The sequence below is a fragment of the Streptomyces sp. DH41 genome (genome assembly GCF_029813785.1).
In the GTDB taxonomy this organism is placed as follows: domain Bacteria; phylum Actinomycetota; class Actinomycetes; order Streptomycetales; family Streptomycetaceae; genus Streptomyces.
Genome location: NZ_JARVKY010000031.1, coordinates 17,618 through 36,049, shown reverse-complemented (window position 1 = coordinate 36,049; position 18,432 = coordinate 17,618). Strand labels below are relative to the sequence as shown.

The following is an 18,432-nucleotide window of genomic DNA, read 5'->3' as shown; positions in this document are numbered from 1 at the left end:
CAGCGGCGTTGTCGTCGGTTGCCAGGGCTCCGCCCTGTCGCCCTCCTCCGCCTTGCAGCCGCACGCACCAGACCCCGCTCGGCTCCGCTGCAAGGCACCGTTGCCCGGAGCCGACCTGATCCAAACGACACCCCTAGACGTCGCGTCCCGTCCTGCCCACGGGATTACGTGGGCGACCCCGACGAGAAGCGGCGCAGCAGCGGCGAGAGCACCAGCACCGACCTGGTCCGCTCCACGAACGGCTCCCCGGCGATGCGCTCCAGGACCCGTTCGAAGTGCCGCATGTCGGAGGCGAAGACCTGGGCGACCGCGTCCGCGTCCCCGGTGACGGTGGACGCGGCCACGACCTCCTGGTAGCGCTCCAGGCCCCGCTGGATGGTCTCCGGCGAGGTGTTGCGGCGGCAGAAGATCTCGACGAACCCCTCGGTCTCCCAGCCGAGCGCGGCCGGGTCGACCCGTACGGTGAATCCGGTGATGGCTCCGGTGGCGCGCAGCCGGTCCACGCGCCGTTTCACGGCGGGCGCGGACAGGCCGACCGACTGCCCGATGTCCGCGTAGGAGCGGCGGGCGTCCTCGGCGAGGGCGTGCACGATGCGTTCGTCGAGATCGTTGAGCACTGCGGGTGGTTCACTTCACTTCTGGAGCTTCTGTGGCTTTTGCGACTTCTGGAGCTACCGGGCTTCCGGGGTGTCCTCCGTGGCGAGCCGGGAGCGGCGATGGCCGTATACGAAGTAGAACACGAGCCCGACCGCCATCCAGACACCGAAGACCACCCAGGTGACGGTGGACAGGCTGGCCATCATCCAGAGGCAGAAAGCGAGGCCCAGGGCCGGCAGGACCGGCGACAGCGGCACCCGGAAGGTGCGGCGCATGTCCGGGCGGGTCCGGCGCAGCACCACGACGGCCACGTTGACCAGGGCGAAGGCGAAGAGGGTGCCGATGCTGGTGGCGTCGGCGAGCTGCCCGAGCGGGACGGCGGCGGCGAGGACTCCGCAGAACAGGGACACGATCAGCGTGTTGGCGCGGGGCGCGCCGGTCTTCGGGTGGACCCGGGAGAACACCCTGGGCACCAGCCCGTCGCGGGACATGGCGAACAGGACGCGGGTCTGGCCGTAGAGCACGGTCAGGACGACGCTGGCGATGGCGACGACGGCGCAGAACGCCAGCAGGGTGCCCCAGAAGTCCTGGCCGGTGACGTCGGTCATGATCTGGGCGAGGGAGGCCTCCGAGTCGGTGAAGGTCCGCCAGGGCCTGGCACCGACGGCGACGGCCGCGACGAGGACGTACAGCACCGTGACGATGACGAGGGACAGCATGATCGCGCGGGGCAGGTCGCGCTGGGCGTTCTTAGCCTCCTCTCCGGCCGTGGAGGCGGCGTCGAAGCCGATGTACGAGAAGAAGAGCGTCGCGCCGGCCGCGCTGACGCCGGCCATGCCGAGCGGCATGAAGTTCTCGTAGTTGCCGGAGCGGAAGCCCTGCACGCCGATCGCGCAGAACAGCACCAGTGCGGCGATCTTGACGACGACCATGACGGTGTTGGCCCGGGCGGACTCGCGGGCACCGCCCAGCAGGAAGGTCATGGCGAGGAGCACCACGATCAGCGCGGGCAGGTTGAAGACGCCGCCGTCGCCGGGCGGAGCCGACAGGGCGGCCGGGAGGGTGACGCCGATGGTGCCGTCGAGGAGTTCGTTGAGGTACTCGCCCCAGCCGACGGCGACGGCGGCCACCGACACGCCGTACTCCAGGACCAGGCACCAGCCGCAGACCCAGGCGACCAGCTCGCCCATCGTCGCGTAGGCGTACGAGTACGAGGATCCGGCGACCGGGATGGTGCCCGCCAGCTCGGCGTAGGAGAGGGCCGAGAAGAGTGCCGTGAGGCCGGCGATGACGAAGGAGAGGGTGACGGCCGGGCCGGCCTTGGGGACGGCTTCACCGAGGACGACGAAGATGCCGGTGCCGAGGGTGGCGCCGATGCTGATCATCGTGAGCTGCCACAGGCCGAGGGAACGGCGCAGGCTGCCGCCCTCGCCCTGGCCGCCTTCCGCGACCAGCCGTTCCACGGGCTTGCGGCGCATGAGGCGCGCGGCCAGGCCCGGGGACGAGGGGGTGGCCGATGCGTCGCGGTGCGGTGGTGCGCCTGGGTCGAGCACGCGTTGACTCCTTTGTCGCTGCCGGTCGCCGCCGGTGGTGAGCGGGCGGGCTCCCGGCGGGCTTCTGGAGCGGCGGGGACCGGCGGACAACCCCCATTGAAGAGCGGGAACCCACCGAGCGGGGTCCCCGCCACGCCACGTACAGCGCAGAACACTACGAGGGGGGCGGTGCCCCGGTAATGGAGCAACCTTGCGCGTCCCGGCACGATCGTTGCGTTCACCGGCGCGGGGCGCGTTTTCGTTGCGCGGAGGCTGTGGAGCGCTGCGTACGCAGGGGCGGCGGGTGTGGATCGCCCCTGGTCAGCGGCCGTCGGGCTCGCCCGCGACCGCTCGGGCCTCGGCCGCCTCGGCGGCGTCGAACCCGATCTGACCGGGCTGGCCCCGGGCGGCCTTGCGGGCCACCACCTCGCTCAGGGCGAGCTGTTCGAGGAGCTGGGTGCGGTCGAGGGCCTCCGCGTCGCCGCCGTCCCCGGCCGGGGACTCACGGGTGCGCAGTTCGTCGAGGCGGGCCACGGCGGTCAGCGGGGTGTGCTGCGGCTCGACGCTCTGCGGTGTCGTCATCCGTCCAGCGTTCCGTCAGGCAGGCTTGACGCCAGGCCTGCCTGACGGGACTGGGTTCGGGCGCGGTCAGCTCCAGCTGGCGTGCAGCGGCTTGCCCTCGGCGTAGCCGGCGGCGCTCTGGATGCCGACGACGGCCTTCTCGGCGAACTCCTCCAGGGAGGCGGCACCGGCGTAGGTGCAGGAGGAGCGGACGCCGGCGATGATCGAGTCGATCAGGTCCTCGACGCCGGGGCGGGTCGGGTCGAGGAACATCCGGGAGGTGGAGATGCCCTCCTCGAAGAGCCCCTTGCGGGCCCGGTCGTACGCCGACTCCTCAGAGGTGCGGTTGCGCACCGCGCGCGCGGAGGCCATGCCGAACGACTCCTTGTAGGGGCGGCCGTTGGCGTCGTGCTGGAGGTCGCCCGGGGACTCGTAGGTCCCGGCGAACCAGGAGCCGACCATCACGTTGGACGCGCCGGCCGCGAGGGCCATCGCCACGTCGCGCGGGTGGCGGATACCGCCGTCGGCCCATACGTGCTTGCCGTACTTCTTCGCCTCGGCGGCGCACTCCAGGACCGCGGAGAACTGCGGCCGGCCGACGCCGGTCATCATGCGGGTGGTGCACATCGCGCCGGGGCCGACGCCGACCTTGATGATGTCGGCGCCCGCCTCGATCAGGTCGCGCACGCCCTCGGCGGAGACGATGTTGCCCGCGACGATCGGAACCTGCGGGTCGAGGTCGCGCACCACCTTGACGGCGCTGATCATCGACTCCTGGTGGCCGTGCGCGGTGTCGATGACGAGCGTGTCCACGCCCGCGTCCAGCAGCTGCTCGGCCTTGCCGGCCACGTCGCCGTTGATACCGACGGCGGCGGCGATGCGGAGCCGGCCCCGCGCGTCGGTGGCCGGGGTGTACAGGGTGGCGCGCAGGGCGCCCTTGCGGGTGAGGATGCCGGCGAGGCGGCCGTCCTTGTCGACGGCGGGCGCGTAGCGGCGGTTGGCGGCGTCGAGGGTGTTGAAGGCCTCGCGCGGGTCCATGTCCGCGTCGATGAGGATCAGGTCCTTGGACATGACCTCCTCGAGCTGGGTGAAGCGGTCCACGCCGGTCAGGTCGGTGTCCGTGACCACGCCGACGGGCCTGTTGTCCTCGTCGACGACGACACCGGCGTTGTGCGCGCGCTTGGGGAGCAGGGACAGCGCGTCGGCGACGGTCTGGTGCGGGGCCAGCACGATCGGGGTGTCCAGGACGTGGTGGCGGCTCTTCACCCAGGAGACGACGTCGGTGACGACCTCGATCGGGATGTCCTGCGGGATGACCACCAGGCCCCCGCGCCGGGCCACCGTCTCGGCCATGCGGCGCCCCGCGATGGCGGTCATGTTGGCGACGACGAGCGGAATGGTGGTGCCCGTGCCGTCCGGGGCGCCGAGGTCCACGCCCTGCCGGGAGCCGACGGCGGAACGGCTCGGCACCATGAACACGTCGTCGTACGTCAGGTCGTACGAGGGCTGGATGTCATTCAGGAAACGCACGTGCTGCACATCCCAGTCGATCAGAGGTGGCCCCCGGACAGGTCAGCCAGGGGGAAAGAGCACGTACTTCATTCTCCCATGGCTGATGGCCGACAACCCCCGGGCAGATCATCCAGGCTGGTCAGCGACCTCCTTGGAGGATCCTCCAGGGCCCAGGGTCACGAAGAGCCCCGGGCCGCGGTCCGTCGCCTCGGCGAAGACCTCCTCGGCGACCGCCCACTCGTCCGGCCGGGTCTCGGCGTACCCCCGCCAGCCCCGTACGACGAGCACCAGCCCCCGCTCCACCGCTTCCTCGGGCCAGACGGAGGGGTCGGCGAGGGAGTCGGCGAGCGCGTCCCAGTTGCGGCCGAACCAGTCGGGCAGCGCCAGGTCACGGGCGCAGCGGTCCATCAGGGCCGCCTTGTCCGTGACCCCGTCGAGGTCCAGCGTGACCACGAGCCGTCCCGCGGGGTCCTCGGTCATCTCGCGCCTCTTCCCTCGCCCGTGTCTTTTCCCTTGCCCGTGCCTTTCCCCCTGCCCGTGCCTTCCCGACCGGCCGTCAGACGCCGTCCGGGTCGGTCCGGTTGAGCGTCGACTTCGGCGCCGAGCCCACCGTCATCAGGTAGTCCGCGGCCGAGGTGTCCGTCACCAGGCTGGTGACAAGACCGGAGCGCAGCACCGCGTCGATGGCCGCCGCCTTGCGCGCCCCTCCCGCGATCGCCACGACCTCGGGGATACGGCGGAGCTGGTCGGCCTTGACCGTGATGCAGCGCTCCCCCAGGTCCCGCCCGACCCGGCGCCCCTCGGCGTCGAAGAGGTGCGCGGACATCTCGGCGGCGACGCCGAGCGAGGCGTAGTGCGCGCGCTCCTCGTCGCTGAGCATGTCGTGCACCGTCGAGATGCCCGGCTCCCAGGAGCCGATGGAGACGCAGGCGACCGTGACCTTGTCGAAGTACTCGAAGGCCCGGGCGATCCCGGTCTGGTGGCGCAGCGCCTGCGCGGTGGCCGCGTCCGGCAGCAGCATCGGCGCGTAGATGGGGTGGGCGTCGCCGCCCGACACCTGGGCGGCACGGCGGACTGCCTCCACCGAGCCGCGCTCGGCTGTCCCGGCGTCGTACACGCCGGTCAGCTGCACCACCGTGCACGGCGGCAGCTTGTCGAGCGCCGCCGCCATGTGGATGGTGGACCGGCCCCAGGCCAGGCCCAGCACGTCGCCCTCGTTGACCAGCTCACCGAGCAGGTCGGCGGCCACCTCTCCCAGGTTCTCCGGGTCGGGTGTCTCCTCGGCGTCGGCCGGGGACTCCACGACGACGGCGTGCCTGAGGCCGTAGCGCGCCCGCAGGGCGTCGGAGCGCTCGGCGTCCAGCTCGGCCGGCACCCGGATCTCGATTCGGACAAGGTCCCGCTCGAGGGCGGTCTCAAGGACCCGGGCCACCTTGAAGCGGCTGACGCCGAACTCCTCCGCGATCTGGATCTTGGACTTGCCCTCGAGGTAGAAGCGGCGGGCCATGGCCGCCGCCTGGACCAGCTCAGCGGGTCCCATCCGCATGGCTGAACGGCCCGCCGACATACCCGACACGGCGATCTCCTCACTGCTGTTCACACTCTGGATTCGCCGTTCATCCTCGCAGATTCGGCGCACTTGATCAGCCCTGATGGGAGCCGTTCACGTTCTCGTACCTCAGTGGTCGCACGCCCAGGACGCCTTGGCGGTCGCCGCCTCGGCCTGCGTGCGCAATGCACGTACCGCTTCGGCCGGGTCGGACGCCCCGTACACGGCGGAACCCGCGACGAAGACGTCCGCGCCGGCGTCGGCGCACTGCTCGATCGTCGATGCCGACACCCCGCCGTCGACCTGGAGCCACAGCTCCAGACCGTGCTTCTTGATCAACTCACGGGTGCGCCGGATCTTCGGGAGCATGATGTCGAGGAACGCCTGCCCACCGAAGCCCGGTTCAACCGTCATGATCAGCAGCATGTCGAGTTCGGGGAGCAGATCCTCGTACGGCTCGATGGGCGTCGCGGGCCGCAGCGCCATGGACGCGCGGGCGCCCTTCGCCCGGATCTCCCGCGCGAGGCGCACCGGAGCGGCGGCCGCCTCGACGTGGAAGGTGACGGAACCGGCGCCCGCCTCCACGTACTGCGGCGCCCAGCGGTCGGGGGCCTCGATCATCAGGTGGCAGTCCAGCGGGGTGTCCGTCGCCCTGGCCAGGGACTCCACGACCGGCACGCCGAGCGTGAGGTTCGGTACGAAGTGGTTGTCCATGACGTCGACGTGGAGCCAGTCGGCTCCCCCGACCGCCTTGGCCTCGTCCGCGAGGCGGGCGAAGTCGGCGGACAGGATGCTGGGGTTGATCTGCGCGGCCATGCCCCAAGACTGCCATGCCCTCGAGGGGTGGGGGGCATCGGTCCTCGGGTGGATCCGGTCCTCCGTCGGCCGCGGGTGGCGCGGGGTCGCTCGCGCCCCCGCGGCGCGGCCGCGAGACGCACGGCTCCCGCGGCCCTTCGGGAGGCGTTCAGTGCGCACCGCACACCGGCAGATCCTGCGGCTTCCGGAGGCGTTCCAGCTCCGCCAGCCGTTCGTCGAGTCCGTCCGGAGCGGCGAAGAGGCGCAGCACCGCCTGGTGGAAGGCGTCCCGGGTGGTCCGGGGCATCGCGTCGGAGGCGTCCCAGCAGCGGGCCCGGCCGGGCTCGCGCAGGACGGCCCCGATCCCCCGCTCGGTAGCGTCGCGTCCGCCGTCCGCCGGCGCCGCCTTGTTCGCCGTGTACTCCGGCAGGTCGGTGCCGGGGTCGGCCAGATAACGGATCAGTTGCTCCGCCTGCGGCGTCGGGTTCAGCAGGGCCGCGAGGTCGCCGGAGACCTCCCAGGCGCCGGCGTCCGGACCGGGCCCCGGGACGACCTCGGAGAAGTGGACGTAGTCGCCGCCCGCCCGCTGCCAGTGCCCGGCGCGGAAGGACCCCTGGTGCTCCAGGCGGCCCGGCGCGCAGTCCGCCCCGAACCCGGTGGTCAGCGCCTGCTCGACACCCGCGCCGGTGCCCGCGCCGACCAGGTCGGCCCAGGTCGTCCAGGCCTTGCGTACGGCGTCGTCGGTCCAGGGCAGCCGGCCGTTGGCCCACTCCTCGTACACCCGCGGCCCGGCCTGCTGGAGCAGGATGTCCTCCACCCAGTCGGTGCCGGGCCAGCCGGAGGTCGCGCCGGACTCCATGCCGAGGCACCACCGGCCGGGACGGTTCACCGATTCCGCCGTGGGTGGCTGTCCGGTGTACCACACCATGCTCTTCAGGCCGGTCTTCACGGGCAGCCAGTACGTGTGGGCCTCCTGCCCCGGCACGGTGACCTCGGGCGCCCAGAACCGGTCGTAGTGCCCGGCGTCGAACAAACCGTCCAGCGGATGGAGCCGGCCTTCCGCGGCGTAGGCGAGCAGTTCGCCGGGCCCGGGCAGCACCGCCACGTCGGGCGGGTTGCCGGCCGCTATGTCGGCGGCCAGCACCTGGCTGAGCGCGGAGCTGCCCTGGTAGACGACGTCGATCCGGTACTTCTCCTCGAACGGCTCGATGACGTGCTCCTCGAACTGGTCCCGCTCCGCGCCGCTCCAGTTGGCGAGCAGCGTGACGGAGCCCTGCCAGTCGCGCGCCCAGCGCACCCCGGCGAACACACCGGCGCCGAGCAGGACCAGACAGACACCGAGGATGCCGAGCGTGCGGGCCCCGGGGCGGCTCATCGCGCCCCCCGGAACCGGTACTCGGCTATACGCGGCCACAATCCCCACACCGTCAACGCCACCACCACGGCTCCTCCCAGCAACACCCAGTCGGACAGCGAGGCCCAGAATCCGGCGTCCGCGAGCGCGCCCTCCACCTCGTCGGCCACGTCGGGAATGGTGTCCGGGTCGTCACGCGGCGCCCGTACGTCGGCGAGGGAGCCGGTCATCGCACGGTGCGCCGAGACCGTGTACCAGGCCAGCACCGGCACGCCGATCGCGCACACCGCGGTGGCGGCCAGCAGCCGCAGCTGCACGGGCCGCCGGAAGCGGCGCCGCAGGAACCGCTGGGTCTCCAGCAGCGCCCCGCACAGCAGCGCGTACAGCACCGCGACCGTGCCCCAGCCCAGCCACAGCTGCCAGGGGAAGGCGGCCTGCCGCCGGGCCTCGGCCAGCTGTTCGGCGCGCAGGGCGTCGAGCCGGCTCTCTATGTCGCCGTCGGTCCCCGGTTCGGCCTTCAGGCCGAGGACCTTCTCGGCGTAGTGGAGGTAGGCGGCGCGCAGCGGTGAGTCGTCCGGCTCGCGGCCCCGGCGCTCCACCCAGGCCGAGTAGACGGCGATCAGCCCGGTGACGGTCTGCAGGTCGTGCCGCCCCGCCAGGCCGGTGACGTTCTCGGACGCGGCCAGGGCGAGGCTCTGCTGGGCGACCGAGATCTGGGTGTGGAACTCGCCGCTGATGTCGCCTTCGGTACCGCTCTCGCGGACCACCTGGTGCGCCTCGCGCATCGCGTTCTGCGCGGTGTCGACGGCGAGGATGCCGGGCGTGCTCGCCGTCGACAGCGGCACGGTGTCGTCGTGTACGCCCCGGTAGGCGAAGAACAGCACGAGGGTGGTGGCGGTCCCGAGGACCAGCAGCAGCCTGAGTCTTCGGGTCAGGTCCCGGCCGGTGGCGCTCACCGCCGCTCCTCGAAGGGGTGGCGGCAGGCCGGGCAGAACCGGGCGGCCTGCGGCGCCTTGGCCCGGCAGGCCGGGCACGCCACGGTGGCCCCGCCGCCCGGTTCGGCACCCGCCGCGCCGTCGGCACCGGAGCCGGACTCGGGGCCGAAGGTGCTGCGGCTGCTCGCGGCGATCAGATGTTCGAAGTCGACGGGTGCCACCTCGGGGAGCAGGGCGACCCGGCCGGCCTCCGCGTCGTCGATCCGCACCAGCCGGGCCAGGCGACGGAGCTGCTCGGCGGCGCCCATGGCGTGGGCGAGTTGCGCGGCCCGGCCCAGCTGGTGCTCGGCCAGTTCGCGCTGCCCGCGCCGGTGGGCGTCGGCGGCGGCGGCGATGGCCTCACCGAGCCGCCGATGCCGCTCGAAGTGGTCGACCTGGGCGTCGGTGTGCTGGGACAGGGCCGGATTGTCGGTCCAGTGCACCAGGCAGGGCTGCGGCGGTGGCAGCCGCACCTCGCCGCCGGGCACGTCGACGGCCACCACGGCGAGCTGGAGGTCCTCCCCGTGCGGCCGGCCGACCGGGTCGGCGGACAGGCACAGCTGGTAGCGGCGGGTCTCGTCGCCCCAGGCCCGGGTGACGAACCGGCCGGTGCCCTCCTGCGCGGTCAGCTCCGCCTCGGTGGGGAAGACCTGCTTGAGATAGCGCACCGCACCCCCGGGCATGGGCGTCACGGAGATCACCACTTCGGGAACGGTCTTGGTGAGGAGACGACTCATCACCTGCTCGTACTCCGCCGGCAGGGCCGCCTCCTCGCGCACCGAGGAGGCGGTGCCGTGCAGGCGGCGGGTGATGCGCAGCAGTTCCTGGCCGTCCCAGCCGTCACCGATGCCCCAGGCGTCGCAGACGAACCGGCCCGCGCAGTTCTCCAGCACCCGTGCGAGCGGCATCTCCTCGTCGTGCTGGTTCTTGCCGTCGGTGAGCAGCAGCACATGCCCGATGGGCGCGTCCTGTTCCGTCAGCAGCCGGCGGCTCAGGTCCAGCCAGGCGCCGATGCAGGTGCCCCCGCCCGCGACCAGCCCCTGCACGGCCCGCTCCGCCCGCGCCCGGGTGCGGGCGGAGGCCTGGGCCATGCGCGGGGTGTCCGGGTACACCATGTCCGCCCGCTCACTGCCCCGGACCACCGCGAACGGAGTGCCGTCCGGCAGTTTGCGGATCGCCGCGACCGCCGCCTGCTGGGCGGCGTGCAGCTTCTCCACCGGCCAGGTCATCGAGCTGGAGCAGTCCACCGCGAGGACCTGCGCCAGCACCGGGCCGTCCGGGCGTCCGACGCCCCCGGTGCCGTCCACTCGCACGCTGAGAATGGCGTGCATCCGCGGGTCGTCCGCATCGCTGGACAGGTACTTCAACTGGTCGATGTTCAGCTCGGCGGTGATCCGCCCGGTCTTCTCGCCCGCCCGGGGCGTTCCTGTCTCCACGCTCTCCGTGCCCCCCTCGGCCTGGTCGTCGCTCTTCCGCATCGCCGCGTACTCACGCCGTACGCCGCCACCCCCGCAGCAGTTCCCGGGGACCGGCCGGTTCCGGGAGCACCGCGTACGCCCGGTCCAGCAGGTCACCGCGCTCGCCGACGCTGCCCGCCTGGTCGGCGAGCCGCTTCAGCGACCGGGACAGCAGCCTGCGCAGTGCCTCCTCGGTGTCCTGCGGGCCGAACAGCTCACCGGCGGGGAAGCCGCTCCCCCAGCCTTCGGGCGGGCGGCAGGCGAGCGCGTGCTCCCGCAGCTCGGCGACCAGCCTGTCCCAGGCCCCGCTGCCGTCCAGCTGGAGCCCGGTCAGCCGTTCGGCGGCCTCGCTCAGCTCGGCGGCCCGCGGCCCGGACCCGCCGGGCAGCCGGCCGGCCAGCACCCGCACCGCCGCGACGCGCGCGGCGTCGTAGTGCCGGGATGTGGTCGGCACCTCGTCCAGTACGGCCACGGCCTTGCTCCGGCTGCCACGGCGCAGCCTGATGCGGGCCATTCCGAAGGCGGCGCTGCCCTGGGTCGGATCGCGCCGCCGGACGGCCTCGTAGTACTCCTCGGCCTGCGACTCGCGGGCCTGCGCCCGCTCCGCCCGCTGCCGCTCGGCGCCCTGGGTCCGGCCCGGCGCCGCCCCGGCGTCCGCCGGGCCCGCCTCCCGTGCGGCGGGCTCGCGCATGACGGGCTCGCGTACGGGGGCCTCCCGTGCGGCGGGCTCGCGCAGCCGCTCGACTGCGTCGGGCTCACGTGACCGCTCGGCCACGTCCGGCTCGCGCAATCGCTCGGCCAGGTACTCGGCGCAGTATCCGAGCGCCAGCTTGGGCGCCGCCTCGCCGGGCAGCGCGTCGTAGGTGGCGGCGAACTCGCCCTCCGCCTCCTTCACCGCGCCGTGCACGAGACAGACCAGGCCCTGGTGCCAGAAGATCCGCCAGTCGTAGTCGCCGCTCCATCCCTTGGCCCGGGCCACCCATGCCTCGGCCCCGGCGGTGTCCCCGGCTTCCAGGTAGGCGCGGCACAGCCACAGCGCGGTCTCCACGGTGCGCAGCGCGGGGTCGCCCTCCGCCCGGTCGGCGATGCGGTCGGGAGTGTCGGCGGCGAGTCCGCCGAGCAGTACGGCCGCCGGGTCCGAGGCGTCGGGGAGAGGGACCGGCAGTGCGCGGGCCGCCGCCCGGGGGTCCGGGGCACCGGCCGGCAGTACCGGCGCCCCCGTGCCGAAGCCGTGCGTCCACCTCTCCAGCCCCGGGACCGTGCCGAGTGCGGCGCCGAAGACCGCCGCGGTCGGCTCGAACCGGGTGGAGCGCTCCGGATACGGCTCGTTCCCGCCGAGCGCCTGGTGCTCACGCAGCACCTCCCACAGCTGACGGGACATCTCCGCCGCGGAGCGGAACCGGGCGGCGGGCTCCGTGTGGGTGGCACGGCGGATCAGCGCGTCGAAGGAACGGGCGGCCAGCCCGGCGGGCGGCGAGGCCCGCTCGGCGAGCACCTTCAGGGTCCGGCCCACGGTGTACAGGTCGCTGTCGACGTGGAAACCGCGTTCGTCGCGTTCCTTCTTCGGCGGGGAGTAGCCGAGGGTGTGGACGAGCCCGGAGGAACGGTCGTCGGTCCGGCGGGTGGCCCCCAGGTCGATGACCTTGATCTCGCGGCCGTAGTGGATGACGTTCTCGGGCTTCATGTCGCAGTAGAGCAGGCCCTGGTCGTGCAGGTACTCCAGGGCGCCGAGGATCTTGCAGCCGTACGTGATGACGTGCCCGAACTCGAATCCGCCGGCGCCGAACAGCCGTGCCAGCTCCTCCTCGGGGGCGAACCGTATCCAGGAGAGGGAACGGCCGCCGACGTACTCCATCACGATGTAGCCGGTCGGTTCGGCATCGCCGGGCGCCTGGTGCTGGACGTGGGTGACGATGCGGACGATGTCCCGGTGGTGCAGCGTGGTGAGCGAGCGGCGCTCCTCGACGGCGGCCCTCCTGGCCATGGCGTCCCCGGAGTTGATCACTCCCTTGAGGACGACGTGCAGACCGGGCACCCGGGTGTCCTCGGCCAGGTAGACCCAGCCGTGACCGCCGACAGCGAGGTAGCCGAGCACCTCGTAGTGGCCGCCGACCCGGTCACCGGGACGCAGCCTCGGCCGGAAGGAGTACTCCGTGCCGCACGCCGGGCAGTATCCGTGGTCGGGCGGCGGGCCGTCGTCGTACGAGACACCGATGGTGCCGGCGCAGTTGTCGACACCGCAGCGCCGGCCGCCGGTGGGGGGACGGGCGGTGGTGTCGGCGGTCTCGGACGGGTCGGGTGAGGGAAGGTCGGGCAGGACCAGCAGCCCGTCGCGGTCCAGCTCACCGACGGGCGCGGCGGCGGCGCGCTGGACGGGAGGCACTGGAGGTACGGGAGGAACAGGAGGCACGGGAGGCACCGGTGCGGCGGAGCCGGCGGGCTCGGCGGCAGGCTCGGCGGCGGGCCGTGCCGGGGCGGGCTCGGGTGCGAGGGGGCGGCGGGAACAGGTGTCGCAGAAGCCGGTGACCATGATGTGGCCGTCGCAGCCGGGTCTGCCGCAGGCCGTCTCACTCGTGCCGGGAGCTCCCGTCGGGCCGTGGGACCGTCCGGGCGTTCTCGGTGGACTCGGTCTTCCCGGTGTCTTCGGTGTTCTCGGTGTCTTCGGTGTCTTCGGTGTTCTCGGTGTCCTCGGTCTCGGCGTCATCGCGTGTCTCCTCCGCCGTGGTCGTCGACGCGGCGGGTGTACGCGTCCACCGCCGCTTCCGCCGCGCGCACGTCGCACGGCCTTGCCCGGAGCAGGTCGTGGGCCCGGAGGTAGAGGGCGTCCACCGCCGGGTCCTCCGCGCCCCGCGTGGCGTGCTGGTGCAGAACGTGGTAGCTGCGCAGGCGGCCGGTGAGTTCGTCGCGCCGGTCGCGGAGCCGGTCGAGCCGCTCCACGCTCGTCACCAGCCGGGCGGCGACCCGGTCGGCCAGCCGCTCGTACCGGGCCGGGTCCGGGCCGTGGCCGGGGTCCGGCTCCCGCGCGCGCAGCAGGTCGGCGAGTGCGGCGTGCGCGGCCACCAGTTCCGCGTCGAGGGGCCGCACGCCCTGCGGCACCACGGCCTCGCGGCGTTCGTTCAGGGCCTCGGCGAGCGGTCCGGTGATCTCCCGCAGCCGCTCGACGAGCCGGGCGCGGCGCTCCTGCGCGGGCCGGGTCAGCAGTTGGTCGCGGGCGCGGCGGTGGCAGTCGCCGGCCGTGCGGAAGACCAGCAGCAGGCGGCTTCCTCCGGCGCGCAGCGCGTCCAGCAGATCCAGCAGGACCAGCGGGTCGAGCGCCTCGTCGACGCCGACGACGACCAGATTGAGGGTGGCCTTCGCGGCCCGGATGCGGTCGATCGGGGATTCGTCCGGATGCTGCCACAGCCCCACGCGTAAGGCGATCCGCTCGGCGATCCAGGCGGAGCTCCGCCCGCCCGCGTGCACGGCCAGGTCGTGGCCGCCGGCCGACGGGACCGTGCCGGGCGGGTCCTGGGCGGCACGGCTGACGGAGACCGGGGTGCGTAACTCACGGTCGGCGAGGGTGATGGCCCGGCGCAGGGTGGCGTCGCGCACGGCGTCGTCGCGCCGGACGACACTGATCTTCACCTGGCTGCCGTCGTCGCGCAGCCAGGCCGCGAGGCGCTGGGCGAACGGCTCGTCGAGCAGGCCCTGAGAGGCGTCGTCGCCGGTGGACCGCAGTTCGGGGTCGACGGCGCTGAGCCCCGAGGTGCGGGCTTTGACCTGGCGCAGGTGACCGGCGATGGTCTCGGCGGGACTCATGAAGGAGAAGCGGTTGCCGTGCTGGTCGCGCTGGCCGCTGAGCACCATGCCGATGACCTCGCCGGTCACGCTGTCGGCGACGCCCGCGCCGCTGCATCCGGCGCTGGCCAGTTCACCGGGGGTGGCCGGGCTCAGCTGCACCTGCCCGTCGCGTCCACAGCCACCGACGACGGTGGCACGGAACCAGACGCCGCCGTTGTGGTCGTACGGGAAGCCGTACATCCGCACGTCGCGGTTGGACGTGGACAGCCGGCGGAGCCGTACCGCCTCCTCGGCGGGCCGGGGACGCTCCAGCCTCAGCAGCGCCACGTCCCCGCTGGGGTCGCCGTCGGCGTCCCGCGTTTCCGGCACGTAGGCGTCACCGTCCACCCGGGCGCGAATCGCGGGCACGCGGCGATCGGCCGCGCCGACGAACTCCGCGGTGATCGTGGCCGCCGCGCGGTCCACCACATGGGCACAGGTGAGCACCTGGTCGGGGCTCAGCAGAATGCCGGCCCCCGCGATCTCGCCGTCCGCTCCCCGGATCCGCACCGCCCAGCTCGGGGTGCGCATCAACGAGGCGGCCTGGACTCCCCCGCCAGCAGCCATGAACGGAACTATACGGGCGTGTGCTCCTGTCGCATACTGGTGCGACAAGAGGTGAACGGGCCTTGTACGGCGGAGAATTGACGGACGAACCGGGGTTCGTGGGACTGGCCGAGGTGATCCGTCAGGTCCGGGGCGAGCTGGCGGAGGCCCGCGCCGAGGCGTCGGGCCGGACCCTCGGCCTCACCTGGAGAACGTGGGCCTGACCTTCACCGTGCGGGTCCATCGCGCACCCGTCGACCGCGACCGTCCTCCCTTGTTCCTGACCCGCCGCCCGTCGTGCGTCACCCGGTCCGGCGGACGAGCGCCAGATACATGGCGTCGGTTCCGTGCAGGTGCGGCCACAGCTGGATGTCGGGTCCGTCGCCCAGGTCCGGTACGCCGGGCAGCAGCGGCCGGGCGTCGAGCAGTTCGGTGTCGGGGAACTGCTTGAGCACGTCGGCGACGACGGCCCGGGTCTCCGCCAGGTGCGGGGAGCAGGTCGCGTAGCCGACGACGCCGCCGATCCGTACGGCCTCCAGGGCACTGCGCAGCAGCCCCCGCTGGAGCGGGGCGAATCCGTCGAGGTCCTCGGGTCGGCGCCGCCAGCGCGCCTCGGGGCGGCGGCGCAGGGCGCCGAGTCCGGTGCACGGCACGTCGACCAGGACGCGGTCGAAGCTGCCGGGCCGCCACGCCGGGCGGGTCCCGTCGGCCGCGATCACCTGGTACGGCCCCGGGTTTCCGTCCAGCGCCCTGGCCACCAGCCCGGCCCGGTGCGGCTGCTTCTCGGAGGCGAGCAGGAAGGCACCCCGCTCGGCGGCCAGCGCGCCGAGGAGCGCGGCCTTGCCGCCCGGCCCGGCACATCCGTCCAGCCAGCGCCGGTCCGGCCCGTCCAGGGGCGCGTTCGCCAGCGCGAGGGCGACGAGCTGACTGCCCTCGTCCTGCACGCCGGCCCGGTTCTCCCGTACGGCCTCCACGGCCCCGGGCTCGCCGCCCTCACTCAGCCGCACGGCGTACGGCGACCAGCGTCCCGGTACGGCGGCCTCCTCGCCCAGCAGCTCGTCGGCCGTGGCCCGTCCGGGGCGGGCGACCAGGGTGACCGCGGGCCGCTCGTTGTCGGCGGCCAGCAGTTCCTCGATGCCGGCCCGGCCGCCGCCGAGCGAGTCCCACAGCGCGGAGACGACCCAGCGCGGGTGCGAGTGCACGACGGCGAGGTGGTCCTCGGGGTCCTCGTCCCAGGGCGGGGCGACCCGCTCCAGCCACCCGTCGAGGTCGTCCCGCGCCACCTTGCGCAGCACGGCGTTGACGAACTTGGCCCGCCCGTCGCCGAGCACGACCCGGGCCAGTTCCACGGAGGCGGACACCGCGGCGTGGGTCGGGATGCGGGTCCCGAGCAGTTGGTGGACACCGAGGCTGAGCACGTCCAGCACCGGCGGGTCGACCTCCCGCAGCGGCCGGTCGACGCAGTCGGCGATGACCGCGTCGTACGTCCCCTGCCGGCGCAGCGTCCCGTACACCAGCTCCGTCGCGAGGGCCGCGTCCCGGGCGTCGAACTTCTCGGGCCCCTCCTTCTCCCGCGCCTTGCGCAGCAACGGGGGCAGCACCAGGTTGGCGTACGCGTCCCGCTCGTCCACGGCCCTGAGCGCCTCGAAGGCGAGGAGGCGGACGGGGTCCTTCTGGGGCCTGCGGTACGGCTTGCCGGGCTTGCGGGGACGACGAGGCTGCTCGCTCACGAAAAGGTGCTCCGGGTGTGGGGTGACGTACGCGTGAAGTGCGCTCACCACGCGTGAAGTGCGCTCACCAGCGTACGCCGGGCCGGTGAGCGGTGATGCGGAGGCGCAGGTCAGGCGCCGAGCGACTCGCCCTCGCCGATCCGCGCGCCGCGCGCCCAGTCCGCGGCCCGCATCGGCTTCTTGCCCTGGGCCTGCACCCACAGCAGCTCGACCGCGTACGAGCCGGTGCCGACGTACACGTTGTTCTTGCCGGCGGCGAGCTGCCCGGGGGCGAGATCCGTCCGGTCGGCGACGGGGTGGGCCTGCACGAGCTTGAGCCGCTCACCGCGGAAGGTGGTCCAGGCGCCGGGGGCCGGGGTGCAGCCGCGCACCACCCGGTCGACGCGCAGCGCCGGGGCCGCCCAGTCGACCCGGGCGTCCTCGACGGTGATCTTCGGGGCGAGGGTGATGCCGTCCGCCGGCTGCGCAACGGCCTCCAGGCTGCCGTCCTCGATGCCGTCCATGGTGGCGGCGAGCAGCCCGGCACCGGCGAGAGCGAGCCGGGTCAGCAGGTCGCCGCTGGTGTCGGTGGGGCGGACGGTCTCGGTGACCGTCCCGTAGACGGGGCCGGAGTCCAGGCCCTCCTCGATCAGGAAGGTGGACGCCCCGGTGATCTCGTCGCCCGCCATGAGCGCGTGCTGGACGGGAGCGGCGCCGCGCCAGGCGGGCAGCAGTGAGAAGTGCAGGTTGACCCAGCCGCGGGCGGGGACGTCCAGGGCGACGCGGGGCAGCAGGGCTCCGTAGGCGACGACCGGACAGCAGTCGGGCGCGATCTCGCGCAGCCGTTCCAGGAACTCGGGGTCGCGCGGCTTCGCGGGCCTGAGCACCTCGACCCCGGCCTCCTGCGCCCGCTCGGCCACGGGAGAGGCGACCAGCCGGCGCCCGCGCCCGGCCGGGGCGTCGGGCCGCGTGACGACGGCGGCCACCTCGTGGCGCTCGGAGGCGATCAGGGCGTCCAGGGCGGGAACGGCGACCTCGGGGGTGCCGGCGAAGACGAGCTTCATGGGTGGGACGGGCCTCTCGGGCGGGGGCGGATGCTGGGCAGCGCACCAGTCTACGAGCCCGCCCCGGACGGAAAGCCGCCGACGGCGCGGCACCCTCACGGGAGAGCCCGGCCTCCCGGCCGACTTCGAACGAGTGGCGCGCGGGTGGGAAACCCCGAGGCCGCAGGCCGAGGGGCGCACGCGTGCACCCGCACGCCCCCACCCCGTGACCAGCGGAGCGCCCACGCGTTGGTCAAGAAAGAGTTGACCACCGAGCCGCCCGCGCGGCCCGATTCCTTTCAACGCCGGTTCGAGAGGCTTGTTCATGGCCGACCACGCAACCCACGACGCCCAGGCTCGGGCCAGCCTGCACTTGCTGGTGCGGGACATCGAGCGGGTCCGCCGGCAGGTGGACGCACTGCGCACCCTCACCGCCCAGCTGGGCAACGTCTACCGCCCGCGCCGCTCCGGCCCCTCCGCGGGCTTCGTCGTCTACGGACGTGCTCCCGCCCCGACGGTCCGTCTCGCCCAGGAACTGCGGGACAGTGTCGAGACCCTGGTCACGGCAGCCGTGGACTTCGACCGTTCGCTCGGCTTCTCGTGGGACGCGGTGGGCTCCGCACTCGGCGTCACCAAGCAGGCGGTGCACCGCCGCTACGGCTCGCGTCGCGCCGCGGCCCAGTCCGCGCCCGCCGCCGAGACCCCCGAGCACGCACCGGAGCCGGCGGACACCCGCCCGGTCGACGTGGGCTCCGGCCTCCCCGTCGTACCCACGGTCCCGGCGGCCCGTTCCATGCCGACCCAGCCGACGGCGGGCAGTCCGGCCCTGCGCGACGACGTCCGGCCGACCGCCTTCCCCGGCCCGCGCAACGGCTGACCACAACGGCTGACCACAGCGACCGGCCACCGCGACTGGTCACAAGGACTCCCCCCAGCCCGCTGTCCTCCCGGTGCACGCGGGACGACAGCGGGCTTCCGCGTGTA

General features: G+C 73.5%; 16 protein-coding genes. 2 read left to right on the top strand and 14 right to left on the bottom strand.

The window, feature by feature from the left end; all coding sequences use genetic code 11:
• Positions 1–164: 164 nt before the first annotated feature.
• The 12 genes from QC283_RS34585 to QC283_RS34530 form a co-directional block, all read right to left on the bottom strand.
• Positions 165–617 carry an Lrp/AsnC family transcriptional regulator gene (locus tag QC283_RS34585; RefSeq protein WP_055415902.1) on the bottom strand — a complete coding sequence of 151 codons (453 nt, stop codon included), beginning with the start codon at positions 615–617 and terminating at the stop codon, positions 165–167.
• A 54-nt stretch (positions 618–671) separates the two neighbouring features.
• Positions 672–2,150: an amino acid permease gene (locus QC283_RS34580; protein WP_279565726.1), complete on the bottom strand. Its 1,479-nt coding sequence runs from the start codon at positions 2,148–2,150 to the stop codon at positions 672–674.
• Between the two features lie 300 nt (positions 2,151–2,450).
• On the bottom strand, positions 2,451–2,711 hold the full coding sequence (locus QC283_RS34575; RefSeq protein WP_279565725.1) for a hypothetical protein: 261 nt from the start codon (positions 2,709–2,711) through the stop codon (positions 2,451–2,453).
• Between the two features lie 66 nt (positions 2,712–2,777).
• Positions 2,778–4,220: a GuaB1 family IMP dehydrogenase-related protein gene (locus QC283_RS34570; RefSeq protein ID WP_279565724.1), complete on the bottom strand. Its 1,443-nt coding sequence runs from the start codon at positions 4,218–4,220 to the stop codon at positions 2,778–2,780.
• Between the two features lie 108 nt (positions 4,221–4,328).
• A complete protein-coding gene (locus QC283_RS34565) occupies positions 4,329–4,682 on the bottom strand; it encodes a barstar family protein (RefSeq protein WP_279565723.1) in 354 nt (117 codons plus the stop codon).
• Positions 4,683–4,758: 76 nt separating this feature from the next.
• Positions 4,759–5,802 carry a sugar-binding transcriptional regulator gene (locus QC283_RS34560; protein WP_279565722.1) on the bottom strand — a complete coding sequence of 348 codons (1,044 nt, stop codon included), beginning with the start codon at positions 5,800–5,802 and terminating at the stop codon, positions 4,759–4,761.
• A 78-nt stretch (positions 5,803–5,880) separates the two neighbouring features.
• Positions 5,881–6,567 (bottom strand): ribulose-phosphate 3-epimerase, encoded by a 687-nt coding sequence (rpe, locus tag QC283_RS34555; protein ID WP_055415908.1) that lies wholly within the window; start codon positions 6,565–6,567, stop codon positions 5,881–5,883.
• 148 nt (positions 6,568–6,715) lie between these two features.
• Positions 6,716–7,921, bottom strand: coding sequence for an ABC transporter substrate-binding protein (locus QC283_RS34550; RefSeq protein ID WP_279565721.1), 1,206 nt, complete (start codon positions 7,919–7,921; stop codon positions 6,716–6,718).
• A complete protein-coding gene (locus QC283_RS34545; RefSeq protein ID WP_279565720.1) occupies positions 7,918–8,856 on the bottom strand; it encodes a hypothetical protein in 939 nt (312 codons plus the stop codon). Before QC283_RS34545 ends, QC283_RS34550 begins: the two co-directional genes overlap by 4 nt.
• On the bottom strand, positions 8,853–10,352 hold the full coding sequence (locus tag QC283_RS34540; RefSeq protein ID WP_279565719.1) for a VWA domain-containing protein: 1,500 nt from the start codon (positions 10,350–10,352) through the stop codon (positions 8,853–8,855). Before QC283_RS34540 ends, QC283_RS34545 begins: the two co-directional genes overlap by 4 nt.
• A 10-nt stretch (positions 10,353–10,362) precedes the next feature.
• Positions 10,363–12,714 carry a tetratricopeptide repeat protein gene (locus QC283_RS34535; protein ID WP_279565718.1) on the bottom strand — a complete coding sequence of 784 codons (2,352 nt, stop codon included), beginning with the start codon at positions 12,712–12,714 and terminating at the stop codon, positions 10,363–10,365.
• Between the two features lie 317 nt (positions 12,715–13,031).
• Positions 13,032–14,717, bottom strand: a complete 1,686-nt coding sequence (locus tag QC283_RS34530) for a S1 family peptidase (RefSeq protein WP_279565717.1) — start codon at positions 14,715–14,717, stop codon at positions 13,032–13,034.
• A gap of 77 nt (positions 14,718–14,794) precedes the next feature.
• On the opposite strand from QC283_RS34530, the gene QC283_RS34525 reads away from it, so the two are divergent.
• Entirely contained in the window at positions 14,795–14,920 is a 126-nt protein-coding gene (locus QC283_RS34525) for a hypothetical protein (protein WP_279565716.1), read from the top strand.
• A 78-nt stretch (positions 14,921–14,998) separates the two neighbouring features.
• Here the strand turns inward: QC283_RS34525 and QC283_RS34520 are convergent, their stop codons facing one another.
• A complete protein-coding gene (locus QC283_RS34520; protein WP_279565715.1) occupies positions 14,999–16,426 on the bottom strand; it encodes an RsmB/NOP family class I SAM-dependent RNA methyltransferase in 1,428 nt (475 codons plus the stop codon).
• 110 nt (positions 16,427–16,536) lie between these two features.
• Entirely contained in the window at positions 16,537–17,469 is a 933-nt protein-coding gene (gene fmt / locus QC283_RS34515) for a methionyl-tRNA formyltransferase (protein WP_279565714.1), read from the bottom strand.
• A gap of 304 nt (positions 17,470–17,773) precedes the next feature.
• Here fmt and QC283_RS34510 point away from each other — a divergent pair, with 304 nt between their 5' ends.
• Positions 17,774–18,325 carry a hypothetical protein gene (locus tag QC283_RS34510; RefSeq protein ID WP_279565713.1) on the top strand — a complete coding sequence of 184 codons (552 nt, stop codon included), beginning with the start codon at positions 17,774–17,776 and terminating at the stop codon, positions 18,323–18,325.
• Positions 18,326–18,432: the final 107 nt, after the last annotated feature.

Bases quoted from the DNA above. Each gene is read 5' to 3' on its own strand.
- fmt (WP_279565714.1), bottom strand. From the start codon at position 17,469: ATGAAGCTCGTCTTCGCCGGCACCCCCGAGGTCGCCGTTCCCGCCCTG.
- QC283_RS34565 (WP_279565723.1), bottom strand. From the start codon at position 4,682: ATGACCGAGGACCCCGCGGGACGGCTCGTGGTCACGCTGGACCTCGAC.
- QC283_RS34510 (WP_279565713.1), top strand. From the start codon at position 17,774: ATGGCCGACCACGCAACCCACGACGCCCAGGCTCGGGCCAGCCTGCAC.
- rpe (WP_055415908.1), bottom strand. From the start codon at position 6,567: ATGGCCGCGCAGATCAACCCCAGCATCCTGTCCGCCGACTTCGCCCGC.
- QC283_RS34540 (WP_279565719.1), bottom strand. From the start codon at position 10,352: ATGCGGAAGAGCGACGACCAGGCCGAGGGGGGCACGGAGAGCGTGGAG.
- QC283_RS34550 (WP_279565721.1), bottom strand. From the start codon at position 7,921: ATGAGCCGCCCCGGGGCCCGCACGCTCGGCATCCTCGGTGTCTGTCTG.
- QC283_RS34530 (WP_279565717.1), bottom strand. From the start codon at position 14,717: ATGGCTGCTGGCGGGGGAGTCCAGGCCGCCTCGTTGATGCGCACCCCG.
- QC283_RS34575 (WP_279565725.1), bottom strand. From the start codon at position 2,711: ATGACGACACCGCAGAGCGTCGAGCCGCAGCACACCCCGCTGACCGCC.